The organism is Streptomyces luteolus, assembly GCF_029968015.1.
GTDB classification, from domain to species: domain Bacteria; phylum Actinomycetota; class Actinomycetes; order Streptomycetales; family Streptomycetaceae; genus Streptomyces; species Streptomyces luteolus.
Genome location: NZ_JASCIS010000085.1, coordinates 1 through 11,703, shown reverse-complemented (window position 1 = coordinate 11,703; position 11,703 = coordinate 1). Strand labels below are relative to the sequence as shown.

The following is an 11,703-nucleotide window of genomic DNA, read 5'->3' as shown; positions in this document are numbered from 1 at the left end:
GCTGGGCGGCGACCGCGCCCTCGTCGGCCGGGTCGTGGAGCGCGTCAAGGAGCGCGAACTGAAGGGGTACTCGTACGAGGCCGCCGACGCCTCCTTCGAGCTGCTGCTCCGCGAGGAGGCCGAGGGCCGTCACGACACCGGTTTCGAGCTGGAGTCATGGCGCGTAATCACCGAGGACGGGCCGGGTGTACCGCGGGGTGCGGAAGCCACGGTGAAACTCACCGCCCATGGCAAAAGGACCGTCGCCACCGCGGAAGGCAACGGCCCGGTCCATGCCTTGGACCGTGCCCTCCGCGGGGCCTTGCGGTCAACGCACCCGAGAGTGTCGCGGTTCGAGCTGATCGACTACAAGGTCCGCATTCTCGAAGGCCACCGTGGCACCGCGGCGAGGATCCGTGTGCTGGTCAGTGTCACGGACGGGCAGAGCGCGTGGCAGACGGTCGGAGTCGCGGACAACGTACTCGCTGCATCCTGTGAGGCGCTGCAGGAGGCCCTCGCGTACGGCCTCCTGTGCGCTCGGCTCGTCGCCAGGGCGCACGCGCCCTCTGAGTCTGCCCAGAATGACACAGCGGTGTCCGCGGGCGACTCGGTGTGCTCACTCACGGTGACACTCCGGGACAGCCGTGGAGCGCTGGCCCGGATCGCCGCGACGCTGAGCAGCATGTCGGTGCTGGCACTTTCGTACGGGGTGGCGGACGTCTCCAGGGCCACCGCCGAGATCCGGGTGCCACGGGCCCAGGCCGCACGCGCGCGCAGCAGGCTCAATCGAATGGTGGATGTGCTGGCCGTCACCGAGCCACGGCCCGTTTTCCTCTAGGTCAGCGGGGGCCCGGGCGGGTCCTGAGCGCCTGTCCGGAGCCGGCCAGCGCAACGCTGAAGACAAGGCGTTCGAGGGTTCTCGCCATCGGTCGGGCGCTCCGCCGTGCCCCTTACCGCCGGATCAGGCCGAGTTCGGTGGCGGCGGCGACGGCAGCGGTTCGGGAGTCGACGCCGAGTTTGGCGTAGATGCGGGCCAGATGAGATTTGACGGTGCCTTCGGTGAGGTGGAGTCGGTCACCGATGCCCTGGTTGGACAGGCCCTCGGCCACGAGGGCAAGGACTTCGCTCTCGCGACGGGTCAAGACGGTGCCCGGAGTCCGCAGACGGTTCATCAGCCGGTCGGCCACGCTGGGTGCCAGCGTGGTGCGGCCGACTGCGGCGGTGCGGACGGCTGCTGCCAGCTCCTCGGGTGGGGCGTCCTTGAGGAGGTAGCCGGTGGCCCCGGCTTCGATGGCGGGAAGGGTGTCGGCGTCGGTGCCGTAGGTGGTGACGATCAGCACGCGGGGTGCGCCGGAGCGGGTGGTGATCGCGGCAGTGGCCTCGGCGCCGTTCATGCCCTTGCCGAACTGGAGGTCCATGAGGACGACGTCGATGTCGCCTTCGGCGGCACGGGTGATGGCTGCCTCGGCGGTAGCGGCCTCGGCCACTACTTCGATGCCGTCTTCGGTCTCCAGTACGGCGCGAAGTCCCGCCCGTACGACGGGGTGGTCGTCGGCGAGGAGCAGGCGGATGGGAGTGTCGCTCATGAGCGGGCCTCGGGTGCGGGGTCGGATGTGATGTCGGGTGCAGGGTCGAGGGTCAGTTGGGCGGCCAGGGCGGTGCCGTGACCAGGGGTGGATTCGACGGAGAGGGTGCCGCCGAGGGCGTTCACGCGGGCGCGCATCGCAGCAAGGCCGAACCCGCCGGTCTCGGGGTCGGGTGGAGGCAGGCGCGCCGGGTCGAAGCCTCGTCCGTCGTCGACGATGTCCACGGCGACATGGTCACCGAGGTAGCTGAGAGTGATTTCGACGGTGGCGGCCTCGGCGTGGCGGACAGTGTTGGCGAGGGCTGACTGCGCAATGCGCAGCAGCGCGACCTCGTGCGCGATCGGCAGGTGTGCGGGGACGCCGGTCCGATGGAAGCGAGCCGTGAGCCGGTGGCGGGCGCTTGTGCTGGCGCACAGGCGTTCCAGGGCGTCGGCCAGACTGGTGCCCTCCAGGGCGGGCGGGGCGAGGGCCGCGACGAAACGGCGGGCCTCGGCAAGATTGTCGACCGCGGCTTGCCGGGCCTGGCCGACGTAGCGAGCGGCGCTGTTCGGTGTGTCGGGCAGGGCGCGTTCGGCGGCGCGCAGCAGCAACTGGATGCTGGACAGGCCCTGGGCGAGGGTGTCGTGGATCTCGCGGGCAAGCCGTTCACGTTCGGCCAGCACACCGGCGGTGTGCTGGACCGCTGCCAGGTCGGCGCGGGTGGCGGTGAGTTCTTCGATCAGTCGCCTGCGCTGGTCGCTTTCCCGGTACAGGGCCTGGTATCCCCCCACCACGGCCACTGCCACTGCGGCGCCGAGCGCCGGGCCGATCACCATGGCCGCGCTGAGGGAACCCTGGTGGGCGGCGAATCCGGCGATGGCCGCCGCAGCGGTGGCCACCACGGCGGCCAGGGCGGCGCGTCGGGGCAGTAGGTGGAGTTGGAGGAAGTACAGCGGGAACGCCACCCACACCCCGTCAGCAGACAGCGCCAGGAGCACCAGCCAGGCAGCACCCACAACCGTCAGCCACAGTGCGGCAGCCCGCCGTGAGCGGCTTATGCCTGGCAGCACGGGGCCCATCGCGTACACAAGGGCACACAGTGCGGCTGCGGCGACGACCCAGCCTGCGTGAGTACGGTGATCGGCCACGGCCCGGACGGCAGCCAGGGCGAGGAGACCGACGACCAGCAGGTGCAGGCACCAAGCGAGGGCGCGGTTGGTGGGGGTCAAGGTGGGGGCGGTGGTGTTCACAGTCCTGCCAGCCTATGGAGACGCTCCCGGCGGGGCCTCTGTCGAAAGTTACAACCGGCGTGCCGTCTTTCGGTGCGGCAAGTGCTGTCCTGGGCCAGATGCCTGGGCGGGGGCTTGGCCGCGAGGGTGGAGACATACCGCTTCCACCATTTGAAAGGGCAGGTCAACGCCGTGTTCGTCGCCTGGAGAGACCTGAAATTCGCCAAGGGGCGCTTCGCCCTGATGGGCACCGTCATCGTGCTGATCACGCTGCTGGTCGGGCTGCTGTCCGGGCTGACTGCGGGGCTGGGCCAACAGAACATCTCCGCGATCACAGGCCTGCCCGCAAACCAGATCGCGTTCAACGCTCCCGGCAGCGGCCAGGACCTGTCGTACTCCAATTCCACCGTCACCGAGCAGCAATGGAAGCAGTGGGCGAAGGCGCCCGGTGTGAGCGACGCCGAACCGCTGGGCATCACCACCACCAAGGCAAGCGCCGTAAACAAAAGCACCGGGGTCTCGGCCTACGGCGTGCAGCCCGGCTCTTCCCTCGCTCCCGACAGCGACAAGATCGACGACCACGCGGCGGTCCTGTCCACCACCGCTGCCGACGAACTCGGCGTCACGGCGGGCGACAGCTTCACCCTGGCCGGACAGAAGGTGACCGTCGCGGCGGTGAGCGGAGATGCCTCCTTCAGCCACACCCCGGTCATCTGGACCAGCCTCGACACCTGGCAGAACACCGCGCCACCCGCCGGAGAGTCCGACGGGCCGACCGCTACCGTCATCGCCCTGAACACCACCTCCGACGCCGACGTGAAGACCACCGACCAGGCGGCGGGCACCAAGACCGTCTCCAAGGACGACTCGCTGTCCGCGATCGGCTCCTACACCTCGGAGAACGGCTCCCTGCAGCTGATGCGCGGCTTCCTGTTCGCCATCTCTGCCCTGGTCATCGGCGCCTTCTTCACCGTGTGGACCATCCAGCGCAGCGGCGACGTCGCCGTCCTGAAGGCACTCGGCGCTTCCACCTCCAACCTGCTGAAGGACGCGCTCGGCCAGGCCGTCGTGCTGCTCACCGGAGGAACGCTCATCGGCACCGGCATCGCCGCCGGCATCGGCGCCCTCGTCGCCGGCTCGGCCGTGCCCTTCCTCCTCACCCCCGCCACCGTCCTCGTCCCGGCCACCGTGATGATCGCGCTCGGTGCGCTCGGCGCCGCTCTGTCCATCCGCCGCATCACCTCCGTCGACCCGCTGACCGCCCTGGGGAGCACCCGATGAGCCTGAACCTGACCGACATCACCCTGACTTACCCCGACGGTGACTCTCGCCTCACCGCGCTCGACCACATCACCCTTCGGGTGCCCAAGGGCAGCCTGACCGCCGTCGTCGGCCCCTCAGGTTCCGGCAAGTCCAGCCTGATCGCGGTCGCCGCCACCCTCATCACCCCCGATGCCGGCACCGTGGCCGTCGACGGCACCGTCACCACCGGCATGACCCGCGGCGAACTCACGGACCTGCGCCGCCACAAGATCGGCATCGTCTTCCAGCAGCCCAACCTGCTGCCCTCCCTCAGCGCTGCCGAACAGCTCCAGGTCATGGCGCAGATCGACGGCCGCAAGCCGCGCACCGCCCGCGATCGGGCCATGGAACTGCTCGACGCCGTAGGCCTTGCCGACCAAGCCGGCCGCCGCCCCCACCAGCTCTCCGGCGGCCAGCGCCAGCGCATCAACATCGCTCGCGCCCTGATGAACGACCCCACTGTGCTCCTTGTCGACGAGCCCACCAGCGCCCTCGACCACGAACGCGGCGCCGCCGTCATCGAGTTGATCACCCGGCTCACCCACCAGCAGGCCACAGCGACCGTCCTGGTGACCCACGACCGCTCCCACCTCACCGCAGTCGATCAGGTCGCCGAAGTCCACGACGGCCGTCTCCGTCTCCCCGCCGACGCTCGATAGTCCCCCTCTCAAGGGGCAAGCGGCGACCGGGTGTTGACGGCTCGGTCGCCACTGGGATCAGTGCAGGACACGCTCCGGCATGGTCACCGGTTGCAGGCGAAGGCTTCCTAGCGATCGCCTCTACTCGGTGCCTGCCTGGCCGAGTTCGGTCATGGATTCACCGCGTGGAGGTCTCCTCCATCTGACAGCGGCCTGCAGATGACATCACCAACGTCGTGCCGACAGCTTCTTCTGGAACAGCGGTAGAGGTTCCTGGGTGTCCGCACTTGGTGTCGTAGTCAACATGCGCCGGGCCTAACAGCGGCTCGTATCCGAGGCCCATTCGACGTTGTCCATCAGCGACCGGCAGAGGAACACTCGGCGCACCGGAAGTGCACTGGGGGCGGAGTCAGGCACCGTCGAATGGGGTGCTCATGACGATCTTGTGTGATCTGCCACGCTCCAGTCGGGCCCTGACGCTCCTCGCAGGCCGGACCGGCGCCCCATGTGCAGCCCGCTCCTCGACCGCGCACGGCGGAGTTAGCATCGCCCTGTGGGTGCGATGATTCGGGGAGCCAGCCTGCGCGGGTTCGCACGTCTGGTCGAGGAGCTGGGCGGTGACCCTGCGGAGTTCACAGCGCGGTTCACGATCTCCCCCGAGGCACTCACCTCCGAGGAGGGACTCGTCCCGATCACCAGCCACGACCTGATGCTCGACGCGGTCGCACGTGATCTTCGATGCCCGGATTTCGGCCTACGCCTGGCCTGCAGCCAGGATCTCAGCATCCTCGGCCGGCTGGCACTGGCCATTCAGTCGTCATCCACGGTGGCGCAAGCGATGGAATGTGCCTCGCGCTTCATGTTTGTACACAGCCCGGCGTTGAGCATCGGTGTGGAACCGGATCCGCGCGGTCGCCGGGAGGTGGTCACGCTGACCTATCGGAAAGATCTGCGGGAGTCCCCGTACTCATCACAGGCCATGGAGCTCGGACTCGCACTCTTTCATCGAGTGGCTGTGACATTGATCGGTAGTCTGACCGGCCTTCGGTCGATTGAACTGCCGCACCAGCCCGTGTCGCCGCTGTCCCGGTACACCGAATACTTCGGTGCGGACGTGAGGTTCGGGTGCCCTACTGCCGCACTTCGTGTGGAGCGGCGGCTCCTCGACGAGGAGTTCCGCAGCGCGAACGCGGCGATCCGCCGGCTCGCTGTGGACTATCTGGAGGGTCACCACACGGACCCGGAGCGCTTGATCTCCACGCATGTCCGACGAGCCCTGACGGGGAGCATCGGCGCCGCTCCCGCTCCGATCGGCCACATCGCACGCCTCCTCACGATGCATCCCCGCACGCTGCAACGGCGACTGGCCGCGGAGTCGACCAGCTTCGAGGAGATCGCGGATGACGTACGGCGGGATCTCGCGCTGCGCTACATCACGACCACTCACCTGCCCCTCGGACAGATCGCCGCGATGTCCGGGTTCGCCGACCAGTCCGCCCTCAGCCACGCCGTACGTCGGTGGCAGGGCACCACTGCGACCCAACTCCGGCGCCGAGCGCGTGGCGCTCACTGAGATTGTCGCGCTGAAACAAGTCCCGTCGTGCCAGGAAGGGCATCCTGCTGGCTCTACGAGAGTGAGGAGTGGCCCATGGCGACAGCCGGAACCGACCACCTGACCGGGATCGGCGCACGGCCGATCCCGGAGTTCGACGGTGTTCACGACGTGTGGCCGCGCGGCGAGCGGCTGCGGGCGGTCCGCGAGGCCGCCGCCGCGTACAAGGAACGCTTCAAGGCCGAGGGCCAGGTGCGCGCGGTGAAGTCGGTCGACATCGCCGCGGCACCGTACCCGGTCAAGTACGCCTTCCACGACGCCGTCTCGGTGCCCTCGCTCCCGCTGATCTCAATGATCAACCGCATGATCGTCGTGCAGTACGACGACTTCGACGGCCGCCCCAGGACGCTGGTCTTCGAGCCGACAGTGCCGGACGGATCAGCGGAAGCGCCCTTCTACCGCAACCTCCAGAGGGTCATGGACAAGGTCCCCGGCGGCAAGTTGCTGGAGCGGACCGTACTGAGGTACTACGCGGAACCCGGCGACGTCCTGAGCCAGTTGGGACTCGCCCAGGACGACATCGACTTCTGTACCTTCGACCACCTGCACGTGCAGGACCCACGGATGATCCTGGGCTCCACCGAGGTCATCGAGGGCGAACGGGCGCCCCGCAAACCGCTGTTCGGCGAGGCACGTATGCTCGTGCACGAGCGTGAGCTGGCGACACTGGAGTCCCTGCACCCCATGCAGTGGGCGTGGTACGTGGACGGCGGCCTCGGCGGAGTCGACCCGGACAAGTTCGTCACCTTCGATCGGGACATCGAGCTCGGTCCCGGCGTCGCCCTGCTGTGGACCCCTGGGCACACCGACGGCAACCACTCTCTGGTGCTCAACACCCCCGACGGCGTGTGGGTGTCCTCGGAGAACGGCATCTCGCTGGACAACTGGCAGCCGGAGCTGTCCAAGATTCCCGGCGTGCGGCGCTACCACGAGTCCTTCGGCCGGGAGATCTGCCCCAACGCGAACACGCTGGAGGACTCGCTGGACCAGTACGACTCGATGGTCAAGGAGAAGACCCTCGCCGACCGCTGCAAGGCGGACCCGCGCTGGCTGCAGATCCTGCCCTCGACCGAGCTGGCCCCGTGGAAGCGGTTCTGGCCGGTTGTGCCCACGTATGTCCATGGCGGAATCTCTTACGGCGAGATCAAGGGCGGTCGTGGATGAACCGCTCCCGGGCGGGCGCGGTGGTCACCGGGGCGGGCCGCGGCCTCGGCAGGCTGATCGCCGCAGCCCTGGTCGAGCGCGGCCACCGGGTGCTGGTGACCGATGTCGATGAGGAGGCGGCGCGCGCCACTGCGGCTGAGCTCGGCTCCGGCGTCTTGTGGGCCGCCGTCGATGTGCGTGACGAGGTCCAAGTCGCCGCGGCGAGGGACCGTATCGTGGCGGAGGCCGGCCGCCTGGATGTGTGGGTCAACAACGCCGGTGTACTCGTCACCGGACCGGCCTGGGAGCAGTCGCCCGACGTACGCCGCCTGATGCTGGAGGTGAACGCGCTCGGCACGATCAACGGCACCGTCGCTGCGATCGAGGCCATGCGAGGCACGGGCGGGCACATCGTCAACGTCGTGTCGCTGGCGGGACTGACCGCGGTCCCGGGCGAGGCGGTGTACGCCGCGTCCAAACACGCCGCGATCGGCTTCAGCCTGAGCACGCTCGCCGACCTGCGCCTCGCCGGGATCAAAGGAATCAAGATCTCCTGCGTCTGCCCCGACGGCATCTGGACCCCGATGCTGCACGACAAGCTCGACGACCCCGCGTCGGCACTGTCCTTCTCCGGCAAACTGCTCATGCCCGAGGAGGTGGTCGACGCGGTGCGTAAGGTGCTGGACCGCCCACGCCCGGTCACCGCCGTGCCGGGCTGGCGGGGGCTGCAGGTGCGCACAGCGGATGCCTTCCCCTCCTTCGGGCTGAGGGCCGTCGCGCTGGCGGCATGGCAGGGCAGGCGGGTGCAGCGGAAGATGCTGGCGAAGTCCGCTCGTCAAAGGTGACGGGTGCCGGGCCGCCCCTTGGCACCGGCACCCCGCCCCGCACCAGACCCTCGGGCAGCGACGAGAAGCGACCGGTGGCGAGGTGTAGCTCCGTCGCAGGAAGGCGTGAGCGGGGCCTGGACGGCATGACGTCTGGGCCCCGCACAGAGCGGGAGAGTCAGCGCTTCATGGGGCTAAGAGTCCCAGGTCGATTCGACGACGCCGAGCCCTGCGGCGGGGGCCTGAGCCTGCATGGAGAAGCCCATGGTCGGTCCGACATCAACGACGCTCCCCAGACCGCGCACATGAACACCGCGATGCTCGACCACACCACCCGCCGACTACGCCGCCTTCGAGGTCACTGGCCCGCCGAGCCCTGTCACGAACAGCCGGGTGAGCGCGGTGGGCGCCGTGATGGCGGTGCCGACGACCACACTGGAGGCGCCCCTGGCCAGCGCCTCGGCGGCTTGAGCCGGAGTCGCGATGCGTCCTTCGGCGACGACGGGAGCGTCCACGGCCGCGGCGAGCTCGGCGACGAGGTTCAGGTCCGGCGCGGTCTGCTGCGGGGAGCCGGGTACGTAGCCGGAGAGAGTCGTCGACACGAAGTCGGCTCCCTGCGCGGCTGCGGCACGTCCTTCGGCGAGATTGGAGACGTCGGCCATGACCAGGGCTCCGGCGTTGTGGACGGCGTCGACGAGCTCCGTGAAAGTGCTCCCGTCCGGACGTGGACGCGCGGTGGCGTCGGCGGCGACGATCTTGGCTCCCGCGGCTACGAGGGCAAGGGCGTGTCGCACAGTGGGGGTGATGAAGACGCCGGTGTCGCCGTCCTTCCACAGGCCGATCACCGGGAGGTCGACGGCAGCGACGGTCGCCGCGACGACGACGGGATCGTTGACGCGGACGGCAGCAGCACCGCCGTCCTGAGCGGCACGGGCCATGCGAACGAGGGTGTCGGTCTGGCGCATGGGGTCGCCGGGCGGTGCCTGGCAGGACACGACGAGACGGCCGGCTAGTGAATCGGCGAGCGAGGTGGCGGTCATCGGGACGCTCCATTGGTGCTGGGGGTGTGCAGGGGCAAGGTGTGGGTGAGGGCTGCGGCGCCGAGGACGGCCGCGTCATGTCCGACGTGAGGCGCAACCGGCCGCAACTCTCGGAGAGGCGCCATGAGTTCGGCGGTGAACGCTTCGCACAGCGCGTCCCAGTACAGCGCGCCGATGCGCGGGACACCGCCCGCGACGACGACGCGCTCGGGGCCGAATGCGTTGGCGAGGCCGCCCATCGCGCGTCCGATTGCCCGCGCCCCGAGGGTGATGGCGGACACGGCGTGCGGGTCGCCATGCCCGGCGTACGCGGCGACTCGCTGGAGCGGTCCGGCCGTCGTCTCCGTGGCGTGGGCGTAGCGGGCGGCGATGGCGGGCCCGGCCGCTATGGCTTCGAGGTGGCCGGTGGCTCCGCACGTGCAGGGCAGACCTGTGGCTTCGGGGCTCGGCAGATGTCCGAGGTGTCCGGCCATCCCGGAGACACCGTGCAGCAGGCGCCCCGCAACGGCGACGGCACCGCCGACACCAGTCCCGACGGACACGTAGAGAAGCGATCCGTCAGGTCCGCTCAGCGCCGCCACTTCGGTCGCAGCGGCGGCGCGTACGTCGTTGTCGCAGGCGACCATCAGACCGGTGCGGGCGGCCAGACCGGCGGCGAGGGCTGTTCCGGCCCAGTCGCGGATGGTATCGGTGGCGCTGGTGACGGTTCCCGTCACGGGGTCGATGACGCCGGCCGCGGCGACACCTACGGCAGCAGCCTCCTGTCCGCGCACCGTGTCGGCGGCCTCGGCCAGAGCGTCGAGCACAGCCTCGGAACCTTCGGCCGCCGGAGTGGGCAGACTGTGCCGGGCCAGAATGGTGGTCCCGTCGCCCCCCGACTAGGCCTTGTCCGGCCGATCATGTGCCGAGCCAGTTGACCAGGGCTGCTGCGGTGGCGGTGCCGAGGAAGACGTAGCCGCGCTTGATGCCCCTATGGATTTCAAGCAGCCAAGGGTTGGCCCTGGGGCATGGTGTGGGCTCGGAGGATGATCGTGTAGAGCTCTCGGGCGACGTAGCGTTTGAGGCAGCGGATGGCTTCTCTTCGGGTCTTGCCTTCGGCGATGCGTCGCTCGACATAGCTGCGGCTGCGGTTCTCCCAGCGGAGACGGGCCAGGACGATGGTGTAGAGGGCCGAGTTGGCTTGCCTGTCACCGCCTCGGTTGAGCCTTCTGCGCTGTGTCTTGCCAGAGGAGGCTTCGACTGGGCTGACGCCGCAGAGTGAGGCGAACGAGGCTTCGCTGCGGAGTCGTTGAGGATTGTCGCCAGTGGCGATGAGGAGGGTTGCCGCGGTGTCCGGGCCGACGCCATAGCATTCGAGCAGTTCGGGCGCGTGCTGGCTGATCACGTCGGTGATCTGCTGCTTCAAGGCTGCGATTTCGTCATCGAGTTCTTCAACGCGGCGAGCCAGGAGCCTCAGGGTGAAGACAGCCGCCGCAGTGGTCGTGCCGGTCGCAGCCTTCGGCAGTGCGATGCAGGCTCGGACGAGTTTGGGGATGGTCAGTCCATTCAGAGCCTCTCGTAAGTCGGGGCTTGCCGTCACGAGGACGGCTCGGAGCTGATTGATGGCCTGGGTGCGGGCTTTGACCGCGGAAACCTTGGCCACCTTGAAGAGCCGGAGTGCTTCGGCCGGGCCGTCAGCGAGCTTCGCCGTTGCGGTGGCCCTGCCGGACAGCACGGCATGCGCTGCCGACTCGGCATCGATGGCGTCGGTCTTGCCTCGCCGACGCCGGGTGGCCTTGTCCGGCTGGTTCACCTCGATCACCGTGAGACCGTTGCTCTGCAGGAAGCGGCTCAGGGCAGCTCCATAGGAGCCGGTGCACTCCACTCCCGCTCGATCGACCGTGCCGTGCGAGTGGGCCCAGTCCAGCAGTTGCTGATAGCCGTCGGCCGTGGTGGGGAAGCTGCGGGAGCCGATCACTTTGCCCGTCGCGGAGACGACGGCTGCCACATGTGCGTCCTTGTGCGTGTCGACGCCCAGCACGACCTCTCGGTGGCGGTCATGGTGCAATCGGAACGGCTGGGCCATGCTGGCACTGGTCATCGGTCTCCTGCCATCGAACCGGAGGGCTGGTGGCCGCCGCCGGGCCGGCAGGGTGGTCAGGACTGTGACGGTGCCTGTCGCGAAGGCCCCTATCGGGACACACCCGCCGGCCTGGCGGCAGCGAGAGCCGTCCCGGACGGTGATCGACAGATCAAGACGCAGGACATGACAGTCAGTCGTAGCGCGGGTCAGACCACCACCGGGACAGCACTGTCATCCTCACAGTCGTAGCGAGTGGCAACCGCTCGTGCGTGCTTGAGCTTGTTGATGGCCCGTTCGACGGTGTTCCGC

The 11,703-nt window shown here is 68.9% G+C and carries 9 protein-coding genes and 2 pseudogenes; 6 read left to right on the top strand and 5 right to left on the bottom strand.

Annotation, left to right across the window (positions count from 1 at the left end):
• Positions 1-517, top strand: a pseudogene (locus QIT00_RS38170) (alpha-isopropylmalate synthase regulatory domain-containing protein); the annotation flags it as partial.
• A gap of 412 nt (positions 518-929) precedes the next feature.
• Here QIT00_RS38170 and QIT00_RS38165 read toward each other — a convergent pair.
• The gene (locus tag QIT00_RS38165) at positions 930-1,565 is read right to left on the bottom strand and encodes a response regulator (RefSeq protein WP_282540103.1); all 636 of its coding nucleotides are present in this window, start codon (positions 1,563-1,565) and stop codon (positions 930-932) included.
• On the bottom strand, positions 1,562-2,794 hold the full coding sequence (locus tag QIT00_RS38160) for a sensor histidine kinase (RefSeq protein ID WP_282540102.1): 1,233 nt from the start codon (positions 2,792-2,794) through the stop codon (positions 1,562-1,564). Before QIT00_RS38160 ends, QIT00_RS38165 begins: the two co-directional genes overlap by 4 nt.
• A gap of 171 nt (positions 2,795-2,965) precedes the next feature.
• Here QIT00_RS38160 and QIT00_RS38155 point away from each other — a divergent pair, with 171 nt between their 5' ends.
• From QIT00_RS38155 to QIT00_RS38135, 5 genes are all read left to right on the top strand, one after another.
• Positions 2,966-4,054 (top strand): ABC transporter permease, encoded by a 1,089-nt coding sequence (locus QIT00_RS38155; protein ID WP_282540101.1) that lies wholly within the window; start codon positions 2,966-2,968, stop codon positions 4,052-4,054.
• Complete coding sequence (locus QIT00_RS38150; RefSeq protein WP_282540100.1) at positions 4,051-4,734, top strand: ABC transporter ATP-binding protein; 684 nt, start codon at positions 4,051-4,053, stop codon at positions 4,732-4,734. Before QIT00_RS38155 ends, QIT00_RS38150 begins: the two co-directional genes overlap by 4 nt.
• 541 nt (positions 4,735-5,275) lie before the next feature.
• Positions 5,276-6,286 (top strand): AraC family transcriptional regulator, encoded by a 1,011-nt coding sequence (locus tag QIT00_RS38145; RefSeq protein WP_282540105.1) that lies wholly within the window; start codon positions 5,276-5,278, stop codon positions 6,284-6,286.
• Between the two features lie 75 nt (positions 6,287-6,361).
• Positions 6,362-7,489, top strand: a complete 1,128-nt coding sequence (locus tag QIT00_RS38140; protein WP_282540099.1) for an MBL fold metallo-hydrolase — start codon at positions 6,362-6,364, stop codon at positions 7,487-7,489.
• Positions 7,486-8,313, top strand: coding sequence for an SDR family oxidoreductase (locus QIT00_RS38135; RefSeq protein WP_282540098.1), 828 nt, complete (start codon positions 7,486-7,488; stop codon positions 8,311-8,313). The genes QIT00_RS38140 and QIT00_RS38135 overlap by 4 nt, the downstream gene beginning before the upstream one ends.
• 320 nt (positions 8,314-8,633) lie before the next feature.
• On the opposite strand, the gene QIT00_RS38130 is transcribed toward QIT00_RS38135, so the two are convergent.
• The 3 genes and pseudogenes from QIT00_RS38130 to QIT00_RS38120 all read right to left on the bottom strand — a co-directional run bounded on the left by QIT00_RS38130 (position 8,634) and on the right by QIT00_RS38120 (position 11,397).
• Entirely contained in the window at positions 8,634-9,332 is a 699-nt protein-coding gene (locus tag QIT00_RS38130) for an N-acetylmannosamine-6-phosphate 2-epimerase (protein ID WP_282540097.1), read from the bottom strand.
• Positions 9,329-10,192 (bottom strand): annotated as a pseudogene (locus tag QIT00_RS38125) (ROK family protein); the annotation flags it as partial. The pseudogene QIT00_RS38125 and the gene QIT00_RS38130, both read right to left, overlap by 4 nt.
• Positions 10,193-10,311: 119 nt before the next feature.
• Positions 10,312-11,397: an IS110 family RNA-guided transposase gene (locus tag QIT00_RS38120; protein WP_282540104.1), complete on the bottom strand. Its 1,086-nt coding sequence runs from the start codon at positions 11,395-11,397 to the stop codon at positions 10,312-10,314.
• Positions 11,398-11,703: the final 306 nt, after the last annotated feature.

What these genes read in the sequence shown, in the direction of transcription:
- QIT00_RS38165 (WP_282540103.1), bottom strand. Translation starts at nt 1,565, where the DNA reads ATGAGCGACACTCCCATCCGCCTGCTCCTCGCCGACGACCACCCCGTC.
- QIT00_RS38150 (WP_282540100.1), top strand. Translation starts at nt 4,051, where the DNA reads ATGAGCCTGAACCTGACCGACATCACCCTGACTTACCCCGACGGTGAC.
- QIT00_RS38145 (WP_282540105.1), top strand. Translation starts at nt 5,276, where the DNA reads ATGATTCGGGGAGCCAGCCTGCGCGGGTTCGCACGTCTGGTCGAGGAG.
- QIT00_RS38140 (WP_282540099.1), top strand. Translation starts at nt 6,362, where the DNA reads ATGGCGACAGCCGGAACCGACCACCTGACCGGGATCGGCGCACGGCCG.
- QIT00_RS38135 (WP_282540098.1), top strand. Translation starts at nt 7,486, where the DNA reads ATGAACCGCTCCCGGGCGGGCGCGGTGGTCACCGGGGCGGGCCGCGGC.
- QIT00_RS38130 (WP_282540097.1), bottom strand. Translation starts at nt 9,332, where the DNA reads ATGACCGCCACCTCGCTCGCCGATTCACTAGCCGGCCGTCTCGTCGTG.
- QIT00_RS38120 (WP_282540104.1), bottom strand. Translation starts at nt 11,397, where the DNA reads ATGGCCCAGCCGTTCCGATTGCACCATGACCGCCACCGAGAGGTCGTG.